Here is an 18,402-nt window from a genome sequence, read left to right on the forward strand (position 1 = left end):
GCCAAAGGCAATGAAAATGTATCTTATGCCATAGAAATCATTATTCTATTCTTTCCATAAATTATTGGCTGCAAAACTCAACACAGCTTCACAGCTTTCTTCGTTGTAACCACTTTGGATAAGTTGTTTCACCATGGCATTGTATTTATCCTGTTGTTTTTTGTCTCTTGTTTTAGACTTAAGGATAATACGAGTGATATCTTTCACAGAAGCCATCAATTTACGCTCGATAGCCTCTTTCAATGGTTCGTAACTCTTATACGTCAATGAGCCTTCTCTACGCAAGATGTGAGTGATGTAACTCATTACATCCTGTCTGAATCCATCAGAAGCAGTACCAGTAATACCGATTTGCTCTTCAATAGAAGCCAAGAATTTTACATCTGGGTCAAGCTCTTCTTTTTTAGAATTGATGACTTTACTCTTTAATACATAAGCCTCAACATGGTCAAGGTAGTTTTGGAATAAAGTTTCAGCTTGTTCTTCATAGGCGTGAACGAAAGCTTTCGTGATGTCATTTTCAAGCATTTTAAGGTATTCCTTATACAGAATATCCTTCAAAATATGCATGTATCTTTCTTTTACATCCTCAGCTAAAGGCTCTTCCTTCAGTTTGTGTTGTAAAGAGTCTAAAACTGAAATTGGATGGATTGTATTCGTTTCACTATCTGAAAGTGAGTTGTCCAATGCTTTCATGATGAAACGAGTAGAAATACCGTTCATACCTTCATCAGCATGTTCTTCTTTCAACTCTTGAACATTGATGTGTTTGGTTTGACCTTTTTCAGTAACCTCATCACCATTGTAAAGCTTCAATTTCGTAAGAATGTCACACTTAGCAGTTGGTTTCAAGCGAGTCATGATCGCAAACATTGAAGCAATGCTTAAAGTATGAGGAGCTATATGAGCATTGAAGTCTGACTTCTTAATGATTTTCTCATAAATTTTGATTTCCTCAGATAGTTCCAGTACATAAGGAACTTCAATCTTTACAATACGGTCTAAGATAGCTTCATTTGTATGATCTGCTTTAAACTTATTCCATTCTGCCTCATTTGAGTGAGCTAGAATCACTCCATCAAAATAGATCATTCCATGTTTACCAGGAGCAGGAATTGCTTTTTCTTGCGTAGCAGTCAGCATGACGTGAAGATATTCTATCTCATTTTTGAATACCTCAATAAACTCAACCATACCTCTGTTACCCGCATTGAATGCACCGTTTAATGTTAGCACTCTAGGGTCATCTTCTGAGTATTTGTCCATCTTAGAGATGTCCTCAGAACCGATGAGTACTGAAGTATCTTGGTTATTTGGATCAACAGGAGGAACAACCCCAATACCCTTTCTACTGTTTACACTAAAACTAAAGGTTGAGACATTGAATTTTGTAAAGTCTCCACCAAATTCATTGTCTAGTCTGTATTGTGTTATCGGGTCAAGTGTACCTTCTATTTCTATACCTAAGATTTCTTCAATTTCAGGCCTTAATTCTTTTGGTATTGCACATAATGGATTTACATGCATTGGTGACCCTTCCAAATAATAGATTGGTTTAGAAAACTCTAGACCTTTTTTAAGCTTTTCGATAAGAGATGATTTACCCGCTCCAACAGGTCCTACAAGGAATAATACTTGGCGACTCTCTTCCCCTTTCAAAGAAGCGGAATGGAAGTAACGCACAAGCTTTTGAAGTACTTGTTCAATTCCGAAGAACTCTTTATTAAAGAAGTTGTAGCTCTTAATTTTTGTGTTGCCAAATACACGTCTTAATCGAGAATCTTTTTCAGTATCTAATACATCGTGCCCTTCACCTGTAATAGCCTTGAACATTCTCATGTGGGCAAGGTCAGCAACTGATTTATCTTTCTTTACCATTTCTAGAAAGTCTAGAAAAGGCATTGATGCTGATGTTTGGGTTTGTCTTTGCTGATACTCGTTAAATAGCTTTTTAAAATCGTTCTTGCTCATATCTTTTTTCATTATGGGTTCAGGAGTTATAGCTAGATTTTCAATGAGAATGAGTCCTCTAACCTCTATCGGGCTGTTTCTTTAATTGTATGGGTACACAATGCGTATTTATACACCAAATAATGTAAAACTTCAGCGTTTTAGATACCTTCTGAAATCAAATTATGAAGTATAGTTTCTACTTATGCTGTTTAAATCGAATATAACTATTTATGCGAACTATCTCATGAGTAGACTTGGAACAAGTTCGAATATCACAAATAGTCACTTCTTAAAGTATAAAAGTGATAACAGTTGATGTAGATGAAAGCTAGTACAATGTTAGAAACAGTTAGTTCACTATTACTTTACTGTTAATGTAAATTTCAGGTTTTAAAATATTAGAAAATTATGATTTTAATTTTGAAGCGAAATTCAAGCAATTGTCTGATTAGAAGAAAGATTTAAAACCTTTTTAGCTATTCAAAACAATATTGATCTCTTTCTCATTTTCTAAGAATATTTACACCCAAATCTTTCAGATAAGTATGTTTTTTTAGTTTTTTGAAGCATCATTTTTTACTAAAAAATGCAAAATTCCCTCTTCATTAACCCAAACAGAAATAGCAAAATCATGCTACCTCTTTTAAACGATTCACAAGAGAAGACAACAAGAGATACACCTTCTAATTGGTTAGGTGTTTTAGGTCCAAATATAGCTGTCAATAAAAATTGGATAGAGCGAATAGTACAATGTTTTCATGGTTATGAACTTGGAACAGTACTGTTGGGCGATGAGGAGAAAAGCAATGAAATAAGTCCTCCGCTTAAATTAAAGTGTAGTGAGAATATTCAATCTTTTTCGATTGACTTTGCTGGTGAATTGAATAATCAACGCTTAAGAAATTTAAGTAAAGGGCTTGATCTACTGCTTTTAGATGCTTTATCATTTCGTGTGGAAAAGCAGATTGTGATCATAGATACTGCAAACAGTAAAAACTTTAAATATTTAGATAAAATAAGAGAGCCTTGGGTGTTTATACTTTCAAGCGGGAATAAAGAGATGCCGAAGGAATTACGATTCTTACAAGAGAAGTATAAACGGGTTCCGACTATAAAGTCAGATGAATTGGATTTTATGGTAAAATTAATTGAAGCTAAAGTATTTAATTTCAATGCAGGACTTAAGACTGTAATTATTGGGGATGACAGTAAGGATGAATCTGAAGAATACACGAAAGCGATAAGCAGTTATGAGAAAGTAAAATCATTCTGTGAAGAAGTTTATTTCATTCCTAAAAGCGGACTAGAAAATAAATATGGAGAAGTTTCGAGCTGTATCGAGAATCAGTTTTCTAATATGAAAGTACTCGGGAAAATCTTAAGTGCTTTTATGCATGATCGAAACTCCGCTTGGTTAGTTTTATCTTCAAACCTTGTTGAGTTAAATGAATATACGCTAAGGCTACTCCTAAGCCAGAGAGTGAAACATAAAAATGCGAGTGTATTTTATAGTATGACCGCAAATCAGTACTTACCCGATTTTTGTATTTGGGAACCGAAGTCATTTTCATTGCTTTTGGATAGTGTGTATTACAGTGACCTAGAACTGGCCGATTCTTTACCCGAAATGGATATAAAACATATTGAACTGCCAGACTTGAGTGAACTTGATACACCAAATATCTTTTAAAGATTTTCTCATTTTAAATTAGAAACATACGTGAGAGCATTCTTCAAGTAATTTAATCTCCGATATTTAATTTTTTTGATGATCTTGTAGTAAGTTTCCAAAAACAAACTTATTCAGAACCACAGAAACATAGCATAGAATTATCCATTTCAAATAACCTTCTAGGCTTTACTTTTTGTTATAAATGTTTGAGATATGTTAATGATGAAAGAAAGAGGAGTCCTTAGTCGTGAAAACTATATAGAAAAGCTTGAAGCAATTGCACGCTACTTTCCAGCTGTTCAAAAACAGGGGAGCAATGCAATTGTTAAAGTTGAAAGCCCAGAATCAAATAGCTATTTAAATCAAGCTATCATCAGAGAAATTCATCCTTCAGATACTACTCAAAATGTAGATTCTATCCTGGAGTTTTTAGATCATAAAGACAAGCAATTTACTTTATGGTGTTGGGAGAATGATATGTCCGAAGTTTTACTAGAGCATATCAGACTTTATAAGTTTAAGAATCAGGATGTGTTTTCTACTTTGATGGCAGAAGTGAAACATATACATTTTGACTTTCACCTGCTTGAAGGCTTTGAATTCAAAATGGTGAATACACAAGAAGAACTAAAAGCTTTTGCGGAAGTTCATTGTGAACTAGAATCAGATAGCCAAAGAAAAGAAGACTTGAGAAATTTTTATCTAAAGCTTGAAAAAGTAGAGGTGGATAAAATTCCTCATTTCGAATTGTTTTATGGGGCATACGAAGGAGAGATCATTGCTGTTGCAAATATGTTCTACAACGAAAGTGTAGTTGGTATCTATGACTTTTTAGTGAAAGAAAACTTTAGAAATGATGCAGTCTTTCCAGTTACTTTCAAACATTTATTGTTAGAAGCTCGAAAATCTGGAATTCCGAATTGTGTACTTCAAGTGCCGATAGCATTAAAAGATAAATTTGTGAAGTATGGTTTTAATGAGGTGAGCAGAGTCATGCGTTTCTCCTAAAAATCAATTTCGTTTTACATATAAAAAGCTGAAGTTTCATTCTTGAGACTTCAGCTTTTTTCATTTAAACCCTTACGGAAAAAGATATTTATTTGGACAAATTATAAACAATAATCGGTGGGAGCTGTTGAAAATAAAATTCTATTTCTCTATCAAATTGATAGATTTTTAATATTTGTAAATATATTTGAGTAATTTTTCAAAGAAGTTATAAGAAGATTACAATATGATCCCTATAGAGTATTTCACCTATATTAGTGGGTTTCTTTTTTGCATTGGCTTGACAATCACAATTGTAAAGAAAAACCTTATTGTGGTTCTGATGGGAGCTGAGCTGATGTTGAATGCCGCAAATATCAATTTTGTAGCTTTTAGTAGAGGTGATGCCGAGTTAGGAGGGCAAATTATGACCATTTTTATTATGGTGATTGCTGCTGCTGAAGTTACAGTGGCTTTAGCGATTATAATTAAGCTTTTCGAAAATTACAAAACTGTGTCTATCAACCGTATTAATGAATTGAAAGGCTAAAAACAATCATACTTCTGTTATTCTAAAATCAAGGAACATTGGGACTAACATTTCTACTTGTGGTAGCCTTAGTGATACCACTTTTTTCATTTATATCACTCCTTGTTCTTGGAGAAAAAAGAAAGATCATTGCTGACAAACTCGCTTCTGCTGGAATGGGTGTATCTGCTATGATCTTTATTTGGTTCTTTGTTCGCCTGTTTTACCAAGGAGCAGCTATCGTGAATGAGCAATTCTCATGGCTAAGCATTGGCAATACCAAAATTGAAATCGGTCTTTGGGCTGATCACTTATCTATCGGGATGCTCGTAGTGGTAAGTGTGATTTCATTTTTAGTACACCTTTTCTCAATGGTGTATATGCATGCTGACCCAAAGTATGTAAGGTATTTTGCTTACCTCAATCTCTTTACATTCTCTATGTTTGGTTTGGTACTTTCGCCAAGCCTTATCCAAATGTATATTTTCTGGGAGATGGTAGGGGTGTCTTCTTACTTGCTAATTGGCTTTTGGCACTTTAAAGACAGTGCAGCTAAAGCAGCTAAAAAGGCATTTATCGTCAATAGAATCGGTGATGCAGGATTCTTAGTCGCTATTTTGGTGGCACTAGGAATGTACGGGACTACAAATATTCAAGAGCTTCAAGAGCTAATCGTTTTAGATTCTTCAATCGTACTGCTCCAAGTATTGGGTGTTGGATTAGTATTGGCTGCGATGGCTAAATCGGCACAGTGGCCATTATCGGTTTGGCTTCCAGATGCGATGGAAGGACCTACACCAGTTTCAGCTTTGATTCACGCAGCGACTATGGTTGCCGCAGGGATCTTCCTTTTGGCTAGAAACTATTTCGCGATGACACCAGAAGTACAATTACTCATGGTGGTGTCGGGTGGAATCACGATGGTTTTAGCAGCTATAACGGCACTTTTCCAATTTGATATAAAAAGAGTTTTAGCGTTTTCTACGCTTTCTCAATTAGGATATATGATGGTGGCACTTGGTGTAGGAGGTGTTTTTCCTGCAGTCTTCCATCTTTTTTCTCATGCCTTTTTTAAGGCAGGGCTTTTCTTAGGTTCAGGACTCGTAATTCATTATCTCCACGAAATGGGAGAGAAGCACGATATCCATTTCGATGCACAAGACATCCGATTTATGGGAGGACTTCATAAGAAACTTCCTGTTTTGGCTTGGGGTACATTCTTGGTAAGTGCCTTAGCCTTGGCTGGTTTACCGCTTACTTCAGGTTTCCTTTCAAAAGACGCGATTCTAGCACAAACCGTAAGTTTTGCGGAAAGCTCATCGAGTCAGTTGGCTTGGCTTGTACCTGTAGCAGGATTTGCAACCGCATTACTAACGGCAATTTATGTCGCGCGTTTGATCGGTTACACTTTCTTCGGAGAGAATAGATTCCCGAAAGAGATCAGAGAAACAGAAAAAGAGAAGTACTTCGTGCCAAAACGTATGCTTTTCCCACTGACAGTACTAGCAGTATTGTCCTTTTTCTTTGCATTCTCTTTAAATCCATTGCACTTATATGGTGGATGGATTGAAGGTATCAAACTAGGACAATTGAGCGTTTCAGACGATTTAGTTTTAATGACCGAAATCCTATCTGCAGTATTGGGTGTAAGTGGTCTTCTATTTGGCTATTGGTTCTTTACCATTAAGAAAGCAATGAAGCCAATGGCAGATGATGGACGATTGACTTTCGATGCTCCAAATTTAGGTGCGTTTTCATACTGGATTTCTTGGGATGTATTGGCATCTAAAGCAGGAGAGAAGATTGCACTTGCATTTAGTTGGTTTGACCAAAATGTAGTAGACGGAATTGTGAGAGGATTCTCCGTAGTGATGGTCGTTTTCTCAAGAATGGTATTCCATTTTGATAGCCTATTTGTAGATGGTATGGTAAATGGCATCGCCAAATTCTTCAAAGGATTCGGAAAGCAAGTCCAAAGATCATTCAACGGGGATGTACAGTATTACTACTTCCTTATCGTCTTAGGTTTTGCTGCCTTACTCATCGGTTTTACTTTTTGATTTAGTGAAAGATATTTTAGCGTATTAGCGATATGAATATATTATTGTCATCATTGGTGTTTTTGCCCCTTCTCGTGGCGATCATCATTCTATTTTTACCAGCTTCACAACAAGGCTGGGCTAAAAAACTGACGATTGGAACGACCTTTCTTCAGCTTCTTTTCTCTTTGTATTTAACGCTGAGCTATCAGACTGACTTATTGGCTTGGGCAGGAGTTAATGATTACGACCAATTCCAATTGGCAATCAGATTACCTTGGTTCGCTTTAGACTTAGGCGATTTCGGTACGGTTCGTTCAGATTTCTCAATGGCATTGGATGGTATCAATATCCCGATGGTATTACTGACAGGTATCGTGATGTTTGTAGGTGCAATTGCAGCTTCTGATATCAAGAAAAAGGAGAGAGGCTTTTATGCACTTTATCTATTGCTTTCTGGCTCAATCATGGGCTGTTTTATGGCTTTAGATTTCTTGCTTTTCTATATCTTCTTCGAGTTTATGTTATTGCCAATGTATTTCTTGATTGGTATTTGGGGAGGAAAAAGAAGAGAATACGCTGCGGTTAAATTCTTTATCTATACACTATTCGGATCGGTACTGATTCTTCTAGTGATGCTTGGTTTGGCTACTTCAGTAATTGACCCAATGGCTACGGCTGTAAAATTGGGTTGGGCAGAACAGATCAACCAAGTAGATGCCACTATGATTTATAAAGTACAACAATGGCTACAAGCAGGAAAGATTGAAGGAGCCTCTTTAGTGAAGACCTTCGATATGATTTCTATGTTTGATGCCCGTAACTATATTCCAAATTCATTCTTGCACCCACTAAGCACCTACGAATTCTCGGGCGTCGCCCTAAGAGTTATAGCCTTTTGGTTAGTCTTAGTTGGTTTTGCTGTAAAGCTTCCTGTATTCCCAGTGCACACATGGTTGCCAGATGCCCACGTTCAAGCACCAACAGCTATTTCAGTAGTCTTGGCAGGGGTACTTCTAAAAATTGGAGGTTACGGTTTTATCAGAATTGCTTATAGTATTTTCCCAGATATCGCAACAGACTTTGCATGGTGGATAGCCCTAGTCGGAGTCTTCACGATTATCTATGGTGCTTTCGTTGCACTCGGAACACATCATATGAAACGTCTGATTGCATTCTCATCAGTCTCTCACATGGGATTTGTGGTATTGGGAGTTGCATCGGGAACCATCGAAGGGATCTCGGGCGCAATCTATCAGATGTTCTCTCACGGAATTATCTCTGCCATGCTATTCTTGGTGGCAGGTGTATTATATAGCAGAACTTCAACACTCGGTATTTACGACTACAGAGGTTTAGCGCAGAAAATGCCACAGTACACTGTCTTTACAGGTATTGCATTCTTCGCAGGTTTAGGTTTACCGGGTTTCTCAGGTTTCGTAGCCGAGCTATTCGTATTTATCGGAGCATTCAGCTCAGAAAGTGTAAACGGTTATATCCCGAATTGGATGCCAATTCTAGCTGCATTCGGACTCATCTTAACAGCCGCTTATTTCCTATGGACACTACAACGCATGTTCTTAGGAAAGTTTGAGCTAAAAGAAAACATTGAAGAATCAGTATTGACAGACCTTACAAAAAGAGAGTGGGGTTTACTTCTCCCTCTAGCCATTTTAGCACTTTACTTCGGTCTACAACCACAATGGTTGTTCAACCTAATGAGTGCCTCAGTTGAAGTATTTGTCGGTCTGTTGAACACAGGAGGAACTGCCGCATTGAACTAGAAAATATTGATGTATTGACTATCGTAGAGATGCGATTTATAGCGTCTAAATATGCGAATAAGTATTTGGTTGCTATGATAAAGTACTGAGACGCGATAAATCGACGTCTCTACAATAACTAACATCAGTTATCCACCTACTTAAACGTAGTAAGGAGAAGCAAAAGGAGAAAATATGGAGATTTCAAATTTGTCATCGGAAGTACAAGCAATACTAGGAAGTGTATCGAGTATCGCCACGGAAGTAGTCCTCGGACTCGGCATCATACTCATCATACTCCTAGACCTTATCCGATATGGAAAAGAAAAGAAAGGGCTAAACCTATTAGCACTAAGCTTATTGGGCTTAAACTTAGCCTACTTAGCCATCTCAATTCCTGTAGAAGGACAAACTTTTTTGGGAGTGCTAAACACCATTACCAAAGAAAAAGCATTCCTTATACTCATTGATCTGATAGGCGTATTTTATGTCGTATTCCAATTGGTATTAGGAAAACCAGATATACAGAAAAAGAATAACAAACTATCGGGAGAAGGAGAAACACTTGCCTTGATCTTTTCCATCATCTTAGGACTGCATGTACTGATCAAAGCCAATAACTTACTCCTGCTTTTCATCGGACTAGAATTGATCTCGTTACCGTCTTACATTTTGACCGCATTCCGATTCAGAAAAGTAAGTGGAGAAGGAGCGATCAAGTATTTACTCTTGGGCGTGATCTCAACAGCCATAATGCTTTACGGAATGTCTTGGATGTACGGCATCGCAGGTTCACTCAATTTCTCGGAAGTAACCACAGCCTTACTCCAACAGCCCGTAGAAATCTCGACCATTGTATTTGTCTTCTTCCTTGCAGGATTACTATTCAAGCTCTCGGTATTCCCAATGTATTTTTGGGCGCCAGATATGTATGAGTCAGCACCAATCGGGACGGCAGCCTTTTTATCCATTGCCCCAAAGATAGCCGCACTTTTAGCCCTCAAGCATTTTGTTGATGGCTTCGGAGTCGCCTTGTTTGAGCATCCGATCATCCCGAATATCTTGATCGGAATTGCCATCTTGACCATGTTTATTGGAAATGTCTCGGCACTCGGACAGGAGGGAAGCAGAAGAATGATGGCATATTCTACCATCGGACAAATGGGACTGCTCATGCTTGTCTTATTCCTAGATGCTTCGCTAAACTACCAAACCATGCTCTTCTATATGACGGCTTATGCATTCGCAAATTTGGTCATCTTTATGGGCGTCGGGATTTTGGAACAGCGCAAAGACTCAGACCGCATTGCAAGTTTTGCAGGAGAAGGAAAAGGAAATCTAGCCTTGGGTATCGCAATGACCATCGCTTTTATTTCTTTGGTAGGACTACCGCCATTTGCAGGTTTTTCAGCCAAGCTATTTGTCTTCACAGGTGTATGGTCAGCATACGAGCAATTCCAAAACGATTGGTTGTTCTATGCCCTTATAGCAGCCCTTATCAATACCGTGATCTCTTTATATTTCTATCTGAAAATCCCTTATCAGTTATTTATCAAAGAGCTATCCGATGAAGGTTTCAGCCTCTTAAAAAGAGAAAAGAGCTTCCTAATTCTATTTGCTTTACCGCTGATTGTACTCTTTATCTTACCACAGATTTTAATCTAATTCTGAGAATAGATTCATATAAAAAACACCTCTTAATTATCTGATTAGATAGTTAAGAGGTGTTTTTTTGGTTTGATGGTTTGTGTAAGTTTTGTATCATGTTTGTGTCTTTACATAAGGTGAAACTTACCAATTTGTTGGCAGTAGTTTTTATGATTTATTTCTTTTCTAATTAGTTTACTTGTTTAAGTAGAATAAATGCAATTAAATATGTTGAATACTGAAAAAGTGATCCTGCAACAACATTATTTATTGAATTAAGTTTTATTTACTTAAAAATAATAGCTTAAAGTTGTATTCCTTTGAGTTACTACTCTACATTGAACCAAAACGTTGTATTTTGATTTTATCTTATTCATTTCAAAAGCCAACTCAAATATTTGGCGGTTTTTATAAATAGCATTGAAATTTCGTAAACCGTTGAATCCCTTATTCACTATATCGTGTTACCACAAGTTATTTTCACCTCTTCTGTATTTAACTTTTCATATAGGAACTCTGATATCTTAGAAGTCCATTTTTTGTTTAATTCAAGTCTGTCAAGTTTTATTGTTGAATTCTTTTCTTTTCGTATAGTTATTTGATTTCTGTCTATATTGATTGATTCAATCTTACTTAGTTCAATTTCCTCTTTTAATCCAAATGATATTAGCTTTGAATTTTCAAGTTTGATTTGACCTTTAGGGAGATAAATTATTCCATTTATCAATATTAAAAGACCAGCAATTAGTCCAACTATCGGGATAAATGTGAATTCTGTCAGAAGAGCAATCCAAATAATCATACCGATAATTAGCATGCAGCCTAAACTCAATGAGGTCATTTTAGAATAAGAATCATTTTGAGTCGGGAAGCGAATTTCGTCCTGACTTTTTTGGTTTCTGTATTTTATTATGTCATAGATATTTAATGACCATACAAAGAACCAAACCCCACCACTTATGATTGCTCCAACTGGATTGTCAATCATACTGATTGCAATATATAAGGCGATAAAGCTTAAGGCTTGAAAAATTACTTTTATGTCTTCTCTATATTTTTTCATATCATTTGTGGTAATATGGGAGTGTATGCCATAACCTTTTTCAATCAGTGACACATTTCCCCATTATCTAAATAGTATTCTATACCCACAGATATAGAACCGTAAAAAATTGAACTATCAATATCGTGAAAAGACGCTTTTTAAGCTAGCTATTTGAAATAAATAGTTAAGTATTTGAACTATTTAAACGAACTGTATCGAATATTAATGTTTTGACTTTAAAGTATTATATAATTCACTATCCTAGATAAGGTTTCAATCCGATGTAATGCTGAGGAGTCTTCGGGAAGCTTTGAGGAATGCTTGAGAAAGAGTGAGGAGTCTTTGGGAGGTCTGAGGAACGCATGGGAGAGGGTGAGGAACCTTCAGGAAGTTCTGAGGAATGCTTGGGAGAAGGTGAGGAGCCTTCATGTAAAAGAAAGCAGTCTTCAATACCCAGAAAATGAAACCAATATATAATCAACCCGATAACTAAATTATTTTTTACATAAATCATTGTTACTATGCCTACTAATTTCAGAAAAACCGAAAGTAATATTATCAATACCTATCAAATGGCGCTCACTAATGCCATAGAAGTACCACAAATCAAAACAGCCTTAGAAGAAATAGGGATAGACGAAACCGAAATAGCAAAAGGACAAGCCCTTTGGCAGATCGCCAAAGCCGCCTACGATTTCAACAAAAAAGAAGATAACGAAACCACCGCTGCTTCAAGAGAATTCACAGCCCTTAAACAAGAATTGGAAGACAAACACGCATCACATCGTAGAAAAGCAAAAGCCCTCTTCAAAAAAGAGCCCAATACCCTAGACGATCCGGTGTACAAGGTTCAATGCCAAGAGCCTTATTCCCGTGGTTAGACTATACCGAAAACTTTTACACCACTGCCCTCGAAGATGCGAATATCCTTGCCCGTTTAGCGCGATTAAAAATCACGACCGAAGAACTCCAAGAAACACAAGCAATGATAGCTGCAGTAAGAAATTCCAAGCTAGTCCACCGCAATGAAATCGCAGAATCACAAGAAGCCACAAGGGCCAAAGACAAAGCCCTCGCCGAATTAGATGAGTGGATGCGAGATTTCTACGATATGGCTAAAATAGCCCTCGAAGATTCCCCTCAAATGATGGAATCCTTAGGCGTTTTTGTCCGTAACTAATTCAAATTATTTTTATTGTATTTGTTATTGTAGAGACAAGGCATGCCTTGTCTCTACGCTTTGGGTAGCTGTCATTTTAAATTGAGTAATTCTATAATGTCATAGGATACTTTCTTTCCTCCTTACATTTATATGTAGCTTTAATACATGAAAAATAGTAGCTTTTTACAATTACTGATTCCTTAAATATTTGAATCACTCCAATTATAAATCTTATAATTCACTACCGTATCTTTCTCAAACTTCAATTTAAGGTTTTGGCTACGTCCGAAATCATTTGTAATGCCTTCCGTACCCCAACTTCCTCTCGTAAATTTAAATGCTGCGGGTGAGTTAATCTGTACTTTGATCTCTCTGATCAGAGAAGCATCTTTTTTGTTTAACTTCACTTGATCGGGATTCCAATCGCCTAAAGCAGCTTTATTTCCTGTAATAAATACTTCATCCGAAGGACTAGGTACTTCTACTCTAAAGGTTACTTTAAATTCCTCTTCAGAAGTCACAACATTTGATTCCAAATGCTCTCTTTTCAGCTCTTCAATGTAATCAATGAATGTAGCAGAGAACTGATATTCCGATGGCGCATTTGCAACAGCCTCATTATACAATTTGATAAAAGAAACAGGGTCATTGTAGTTCGCAATGAGCTGATCAGTCAATCCAGCAGCCTTAATTTTAAGACTCATATACTGCCCATTGGCATGACCCCCATCTAAAAAGAAGCTATTCATGTGTTCGGTATAGCTTTTTTCGTCAATTTCCCCAGCGATGTAGGCATAGGTCAACGAATCTAATTGCTGTAAAATCTGAGGTGTATTGGCAAACAGTTCATTGTGAGTATCAACAATACTTTGAGGATAAATGCCAATTTTATCTAATGGAGGAATCTCTTTGTCAATCAGATCAGCAATTCCCTCTAGTTGAAGCTGATCGATTTTTCGGAATAAAACATGGTCACTAATGCTATGGTTTATCCCTCTATAATTATGATGAAACTCGTGAGCAAGCAACTTGATTAATTCTTCTTCTCCCATATTATAAGCATTGTGGATATCAACCACCAAACCACAATTATTCACATAGGCATTCGGTTCTATAAGCACGAAGTTGACTTTATGCAAGGCTACCTCACTTTCCCTAATCTCTTCTGGAACATAGCTTTGGGCAAGCTTTTTTGCCTTTTCAAGAATCATGGAAAAGTCGGTATTGGCAGCAAAAGCCTGAACTTCTTTCTGTCTTTCCTTATAGTTATTAAGATTCAATACCATGAAATTATACCTCATTTGTGGGCTGAGCTTAAATGGCTCGTTCAAGATACTGTCTAAAGTATGTTTCTGACTTTCATCAAAGGCAACTTCAAAAGCATTTTTCAAGAAGTTATTTCGTGGGATTTTTTTACCTATACAAAAATAGGCTTGATAACCAGAGGAAGCCATCAGACTGTCCCATTCAGCATCGGTCACAGTTTGCTTATTACTAATCTTTGTCGCAATCTCAAAAGCTAAATTTGCAGATTCAATACTGTAATTAGATTCTTTTTCAGTTTCATATTCAGTACTACATGCCATGAAACATATAGCAGCTAGTATAAAAAGTAAATTTCTCATGATCATATGATTTCTAGAAAACAAAGGAATACCTGCCTTTTGGTTTTAGTATTGGCAAATATCCTGTTTACAAAAAATGAAGTAAATAGTTAAACCATTAATCTCGTCAGAAAATATTTGTTAGTCGAAAATGTATGATTAATAAATGTAAATCATCATAGCCTTGGGTGTTTGAGTATTGGCCTTTTGTGAGGTTATGGAGATGAAGTGTAGTTGAGTCTATGCCTTGTTACGTAAAAAAGAGATTTGAGGCGTATTCGTTAGAACTATCTTTAGCGTTAGCGCGTAGCGAGTGAATGTAGTATCCAAGGGGGGAATGAATGGAATAGGTGTACGCTGTTCTTCAGACTCGACAGAATTATACTTCGAGCCTGAAGAATAGTACTAGTCTATTGAGGTCAGAATGGAATTGTAGAAATCACAATCGTTCACTTTGTGAATTCTAAAAAATTAAGGTAGCATGCCTAGATGAGTTTAAACTGAATTGGTAAAATCAATCTAGTTTTAACCGTTCGACCATTTTTTATAGCAGGATTCCATGTAGGAAGTTTCGATAATTTTTTAATGGTCTTTTGTTCAAACCCTAAGTTTTGCTTGCCTAGCTGTCTAAAACTATTAAGTTGGCCATTTTCATCGACAATAAAAGTAATGTAAATAAGAGCCTCTTTTCCTGTTAATCTCTGTTTTAAGGGGTAGCGTAGTTGTTTACTTAATTTTTTAAGAAATAATTGCAAGCCTTCTTTTGGTGTAGCCATTAAGTCCACACTATTATAGATAGTATCCTGTTGAATGATTCTAACTGAATATTGATCAGTAATCACTGAGTCCTTGTAAATACAGTGAAATTTATCGTTAGGAAAGTTAGAATCAATTGTTTCAAATATTCCATTTCCATCAACTAAAGTGTTGTTTCCGTTACCATCCAATGCAAGCAGGCATTTTAAGTCCTTTCCATTATAGATTGACTTTAAAACAACCCGCCCATTTTCATATTGAGATATTTCTGCAGTAATACTCTTATATGAAGGCTTACGATAAAATGAAGCTAAATTATTATCTATATATGTGATGAAACGTTCTACTTTGGCTTGAGTACTTAATTGATTTTGGATAAAGTACGTTTTAGTTTTTTCTCCGTTTTCATATCTGTTTACATTCCATGAGGAATCAACCTGAATAAACTCCATAGAATAATCGGTTTGTTCCTCTGCTTTTGTACTGAAAAACTGATCGTAGTAGATAATATTCTGTGCAAAAAGTGTAGTCGAAAAAAGGAGTAATTTAAAAAGTAATAAGTATTTCATTTGTTTAATTCTATTAGTTTTTGTGAAAGTTTAAAATTATAAAAAAAAGGAAGAAACTTAATGAAGTTAAATTATAAATAATCTGTATCAGTTTATCAGATGAGGATGTTGTACCCATTTTAGTATACTATAATAAATGGAATTGAACTAGATCTACTTATAGAATAGGGGCGTCTGTATTTTCTTCGTTCCTAAACTTTGAGGATTGTTTACTATTTTTACTCATCTTAAAACGAATAACTTCTATGGAAAATAAGAGCAAGACAGCAGAGGAATATTTTTTAAACGATCCCAATCACCAAGAAACACTATTAGTACTCAGAAAACTCATTCTCGCATCGGGTTTGGAAGAAACTTTTAAATGGTCGAATCCGACATATACATGGGAGGGTAAAAATGTGATGGCTATCCGAGGATTTAAAGATCATGTAGGTGTATGGTTTTTTAATGGCGCACTGATGGAAGATAAAGGCGATGTGTTGGTCAATGCTCAAGAAGGGAAAACACAGGCGATGCGACAGTGGAAAATAGACCCGCATCAAAATATCAATATTCCATTATTTCAATCTTATGTAGAAGAAGCAATAGAAAATCAGAAGGCAGGGAAAGTCGTTCCTGTTCAAAAAAAGAAGCCTTTAGTTATTCCTTCCGAGTTGCAAACTGCTTTGGATGAAGATCAAGATTTAAAATCAGCATTTGGAAGTTTGAACCTAACAAAACAAAGAGAATATACCGATTATATTTCTGAAGCGAAGAGAGAGCAAACGAAGTTAAACCGCCTTGAAAAGATCAGACCAATGATTTTAGAGGGAAAAGGGTTAAATGATAAATACAGAAAGTAACCTTCCATTTAGCTAATGAACCATAGACCAATGTCGTTTATCGAAAAACTAAATGACGTTGGTCTAAATCAGACTGAAAGCCTACCTCAGAAAAATGCAATGTCGTATGTTTGAATTACTAATTGATAGATATTCAAGACGATGAAATACACCATTACATTTTTTCTTATTGCTACACTCATCGCTGCTTGTCAGCCACAAAATACACAGGAAGAAGTATTAGAATCTAAAGTTCCGTTGGTAGGAACTTGGAAGCTAATTTCAGCAACAACCATCAAAGATGATACTGTAGTGGTAGATTCTTTAAAAGGGAAAGCAATGTATAAAATCATCAATGATTCGCATTTCAGCTTTACCAATTATTCCACAAGCGAACAACAAGAGAGGTATATTTCGGGTGGTGGAAAATATGAATTGAGCGGCAATCAATACACAGAACACTTAGACTTTTGCAATTTCGGATGGGAGGGTAGAAGTTTTACTTTCAATATCCAAATCTCAAATGATACTTTGATTCAACAAGGCAAAGAAGAAATCGCTGATTTAGGGGTAAGTCACGATATAATAGAGAAGTATATAAGAGTAGAGTAAACTAGAATCGCATTCAAACAGCTTGAAACCGCTTGATCAAATGAACAAGCGGTTTTTTTGTTAGTTGTGAATTGAGTACGAAATATATAGTGTTCTTTTTTAATGCTTTAATTAGCTAGTTTTTAAGCTCGTGTTATTCGCTTTCTAAACTATTAATCCAATCTCTAATAAGCTCAACACCTTCTTTATGAATAAGCTCTCTTCCTAGTTCAGGCATTCTAACTTCTACTTCACTAGAGTTTAATCGGTACATCAAGATAGATTCTTCTGCATTACCAGGATGGATAACATATCTTAAACCACCAGAACCATCGCCTGCTGCAGTTGGTGTTTTCCAATATCCCAAATTGATCGGTTCATCAACATGAAAACCGAGGTATAGCCCTGAATTGGCTGCTGAACCTTCAGCTCTATGACAAGACGCACAATTAATAGCAAGGTATGCTCTAGCTCGGTCATCTAAGGTAGCAGACTGATCATCAATAGCTGGCCAAGCAGGAATATTAGTATCTGAATGCCCCTCTAAAATACCTGCTGAAATCCATTTTTGAATTTGATTTTCTTCACCTTCAGCATAGTTGTAAGTTTTATTGAGGTTAGGAATTTCTGGGCCTATAGGAGCAATTTTCCCATCGTAAGCATGACAGTTTTTACATTGATTCTGATTTGGAATCATGTAATTGAAGATTTGGTCTTCACCATCAATGTTGAGTGTCATTTTTCTTGTTCCTCCAATTACTGAACGACGAGCATCACTTAAATCTTCTTCCCAAATGTAAGTTTCGGGTTGCCACCCATCATTATTTCTGATAAGCAGACGAGTTTCGATATAATCCTTTTCTCCATAATAAAAATGCTTAATCAAAACAGAGCCCACTGGTAGGTCTAACACATTATTTGTTTGAAATGGAATGCTTTTTCCTTCGGGAACATAGATAAATCTTTTCTTTAGGGCATAATCACTAAAAAGTGGTGTGTTTAGGTCATAAGGTAGAACTCTAGCTTCCTCGTTGGGTGTGAGTTCGGCTATTTCTCCAACAAAGAAATTGTATTCAGAAAGGTATTCAAATCCTTTATCTGTTGGCATCTTGATTTGGTTTGGTGAAACCTCATCTTCAGAACTACATCTAAAAGTGGCTGTGGCAGCTAAAACGATAAAAATGAGTGCTTGTAGGTGGGTGAATGTTTTTTTTCTCATAGGTGTAAAAGGCTTGTTAGCGTTGAAAGAAATCAAGACACACCT

At 36.3% G+C, this 18,402-nt stretch carries 15 protein-coding genes; 10 read left to right on the top strand and 5 right to left on the bottom strand.

Translation table 11 applies throughout. From position 1 onward, the window contains the following. Nucleotides 1–45 precede the first annotated feature (45 nt). Nucleotides 46–1,971, bottom strand: coding sequence for a serine protein kinase (locus BC781_RS18000; protein ID WP_109620812.1), 1,926 nt, complete (start codon nt 1,969–1,971; stop codon nt 46–48). 568 nt (nt 1,972–2,539) lie between these two features. On the opposite strand from BC781_RS18000, the gene BC781_RS18005 reads away from it, so the two are divergent. The 6 genes from BC781_RS18005 to BC781_RS18030 all read left to right on the top strand — a co-directional run bounded on the left by BC781_RS18005 (nt 2,540) and on the right by BC781_RS18030 (nt 10,608). After that, a complete protein-coding gene (locus BC781_RS18005; protein WP_146201727.1) occupies nt 2,540–3,643 on the top strand; it encodes a hypothetical protein in 1,104 nt (367 codons plus the stop codon). Nucleotides 3,644–3,838: 195 nt separating this feature from the next. Then, on the top strand, nt 3,839–4,633 hold the full coding sequence (locus BC781_RS18010; RefSeq protein WP_146201728.1) for a hypothetical protein: 795 nt from the start codon (nt 3,839–3,841) through the stop codon (nt 4,631–4,633). Between the two features lie 226 nt (nt 4,634–4,859). Continuing rightward, nucleotides 4,860–5,162, top strand: coding sequence for an NADH-quinone oxidoreductase subunit NuoK (gene nuoK, locus BC781_RS18015; protein WP_109620407.1), 303 nt, complete (start codon nt 4,860–4,862; stop codon nt 5,160–5,162). A 38-nt stretch (nt 5,163–5,200) separates the two neighbouring features. After that, nucleotides 5,201–7,201, top strand: a complete 2,001-nt coding sequence (locus BC781_RS18020; protein ID WP_109620409.1) for an NADH-quinone oxidoreductase subunit 5 family protein — start codon at nt 5,201–5,203, stop codon at nt 7,199–7,201. Between the two features lie 32 nt (nt 7,202–7,233). Beyond that, nucleotides 7,234–8,964, top strand: coding sequence for a complex I subunit 4 family protein (locus BC781_RS18025; protein WP_109620411.1), 1,731 nt, complete (start codon nt 7,234–7,236; stop codon nt 8,962–8,964). A 174-nt stretch (nt 8,965–9,138) separates the two neighbouring features. Next, on the top strand, nt 9,139–10,608 hold the full coding sequence (locus tag BC781_RS18030; protein ID WP_109620413.1) for an NADH-quinone oxidoreductase subunit N: 1,470 nt from the start codon (nt 9,139–9,141) through the stop codon (nt 10,606–10,608). A gap of 436 nt (nt 10,609–11,044) precedes the next feature. On the opposite strand, the gene BC781_RS18035 is transcribed toward BC781_RS18030, so the two are convergent. Further along, the gene (locus tag BC781_RS18035) at nt 11,045–11,653 is read right to left on the bottom strand and encodes a hypothetical protein (RefSeq protein ID WP_109620415.1); all 609 of its coding nucleotides are present in this window, start codon (nt 11,651–11,653) and stop codon (nt 11,045–11,047) included. Nucleotides 11,654–12,156: 503 nt separating this feature from the next. On the opposite strand from BC781_RS18035, the gene BC781_RS18040 reads away from it, so the two are divergent. Both BC781_RS18040 and BC781_RS18045 read left to right on the top strand, forming a co-directional pair. After that, on the top strand, nt 12,157–12,516 hold the full coding sequence (locus BC781_RS18040; protein WP_109620417.1) for a hypothetical protein: 360 nt from the start codon (nt 12,157–12,159) through the stop codon (nt 12,514–12,516). Beyond that, nucleotides 12,489–12,815 carry a hypothetical protein gene (locus BC781_RS18045; protein WP_109620419.1) on the top strand — a complete coding sequence of 109 codons (327 nt, stop codon included), beginning with the start codon at nt 12,489–12,491 and terminating at the stop codon, nt 12,813–12,815. The genes BC781_RS18040 and BC781_RS18045 overlap by 28 nt, the downstream gene beginning before the upstream one ends. 182 nt (nt 12,816–12,997) lie before the next feature. On the opposite strand, the gene BC781_RS18050 is transcribed toward BC781_RS18045, so the two are convergent. Together BC781_RS18050 and BC781_RS18055 are read right to left on the bottom strand one after the other, a co-directional pair. Further along, complete coding sequence (locus BC781_RS18050; RefSeq protein ID WP_158281518.1) at nt 12,998–14,422, bottom strand: DUF5700 domain-containing putative Zn-dependent protease; 1,425 nt, start codon at nt 14,420–14,422, stop codon at nt 12,998–13,000. Nucleotides 14,423–14,886: 464 nt separating this feature from the next. Beyond that, a complete protein-coding gene (locus BC781_RS18055; RefSeq protein ID WP_109620423.1) occupies nt 14,887–15,726 on the bottom strand; it encodes an energy transducer TonB in 840 nt (279 codons plus the stop codon). A gap of 245 nt (nt 15,727–15,971) precedes the next feature. Here BC781_RS18055 and BC781_RS18060 point away from each other — a divergent pair, with 245 nt between their 5' ends. Both BC781_RS18060 and BC781_RS18065 read left to right on the top strand, forming a co-directional pair. Next, a complete protein-coding gene (locus tag BC781_RS18060) occupies nt 15,972–16,568 on the top strand; it encodes a YdeI/OmpD-associated family protein (protein ID WP_109620426.1) in 597 nt (198 codons plus the stop codon). Nucleotides 16,569–16,709: 141 nt separating this feature from the next. Continuing rightward, the gene (locus BC781_RS18065) at nt 16,710–17,159 is read left to right on the top strand and encodes a lipocalin family protein (protein ID WP_109620428.1); all 450 of its coding nucleotides are present in this window, start codon (nt 16,710–16,712) and stop codon (nt 17,157–17,159) included. A gap of 133 nt (nt 17,160–17,292) precedes the next feature. Here the strand turns inward: BC781_RS18065 and BC781_RS18070 are convergent, their stop codons facing one another. Continuing rightward, nucleotides 17,293–18,357 (bottom strand): SO2930 family diheme c-type cytochrome, encoded by a 1,065-nt coding sequence (locus BC781_RS18070; protein WP_146201729.1) that lies wholly within the window; start codon nt 18,355–18,357, stop codon nt 17,293–17,295. Between the last annotated feature and the right edge of the window lie 45 nt (nt 18,358–18,402).

Origin of the sequence: Sediminitomix flava, from assembly GCF_003149185.1 — a bacterium.
GTDB classification, from domain to species: Bacteria; Bacteroidota; Bacteroidia; order Cytophagales; family Flammeovirgaceae; genus Sediminitomix; species Sediminitomix flava.

Coding starts and splice junctions, on each gene's coding strand:
- BC781_RS18025 (WP_109620411.1), top strand. CDS start 7,234: ATGAATATATTATTGTCATCATTGGTGTTTTTGCCCCTTCTCGTGGCG.
- BC781_RS18040 (WP_109620417.1), top strand. CDS start 12,157: ATGCCTACTAATTTCAGAAAAACCGAAAGTAATATTATCAATACCTAT.
- BC781_RS18045 (WP_109620419.1), top strand. CDS start 12,489: ATGCCAAGAGCCTTATTCCCGTGGTTAGACTATACCGAAAACTTTTAC.
- BC781_RS18060 (WP_109620426.1), top strand. CDS start 15,972: ATGGAAAATAAGAGCAAGACAGCAGAGGAATATTTTTTAAACGATCCC.
- BC781_RS18035 (WP_109620415.1), bottom strand. CDS start 11,653: ATGAAAAAATATAGAGAAGACATAAAAGTAATTTTTCAAGCCTTAAGC.
- BC781_RS18005 (WP_146201727.1), top strand. CDS start 2,540: ATGCAAAATTCCCTCTTCATTAACCCAAACAGAAATAGCAAAATCATG.
- BC781_RS18010 (WP_146201728.1), top strand. CDS start 3,839: ATGTTAATGATGAAAGAAAGAGGAGTCCTTAGTCGTGAAAACTATATA.
- BC781_RS18070 (WP_146201729.1), bottom strand. CDS start 18,357: ATGAGAAAAAAAACATTCACCCACCTACAAGCACTCATTTTTATCGTT.
- BC781_RS18055 (WP_109620423.1), bottom strand. CDS start 15,726: ATGAAATACTTATTACTTTTTAAATTACTCCTTTTTTCGACTACACTT.
- nuoK (WP_109620407.1), top strand. CDS start 4,860: ATGATCCCTATAGAGTATTTCACCTATATTAGTGGGTTTCTTTTTTGC.
- BC781_RS18050 (WP_158281518.1), bottom strand. CDS start 14,422: ATGAGAAATTTACTTTTTATACTAGCTGCTATATGTTTCATGGCATGT.
- BC781_RS18030 (WP_109620413.1), top strand. CDS start 9,139: ATGGAGATTTCAAATTTGTCATCGGAAGTACAAGCAATACTAGGAAGT.
- BC781_RS18000 (WP_109620812.1), bottom strand. CDS start 1,971: ATGAGCAAGAACGATTTTAAAAAGCTATTTAACGAGTATCAGCAAAGA.
- BC781_RS18065 (WP_109620428.1), top strand. CDS start 16,710: ATGAAATACACCATTACATTTTTTCTTATTGCTACACTCATCGCTGCT.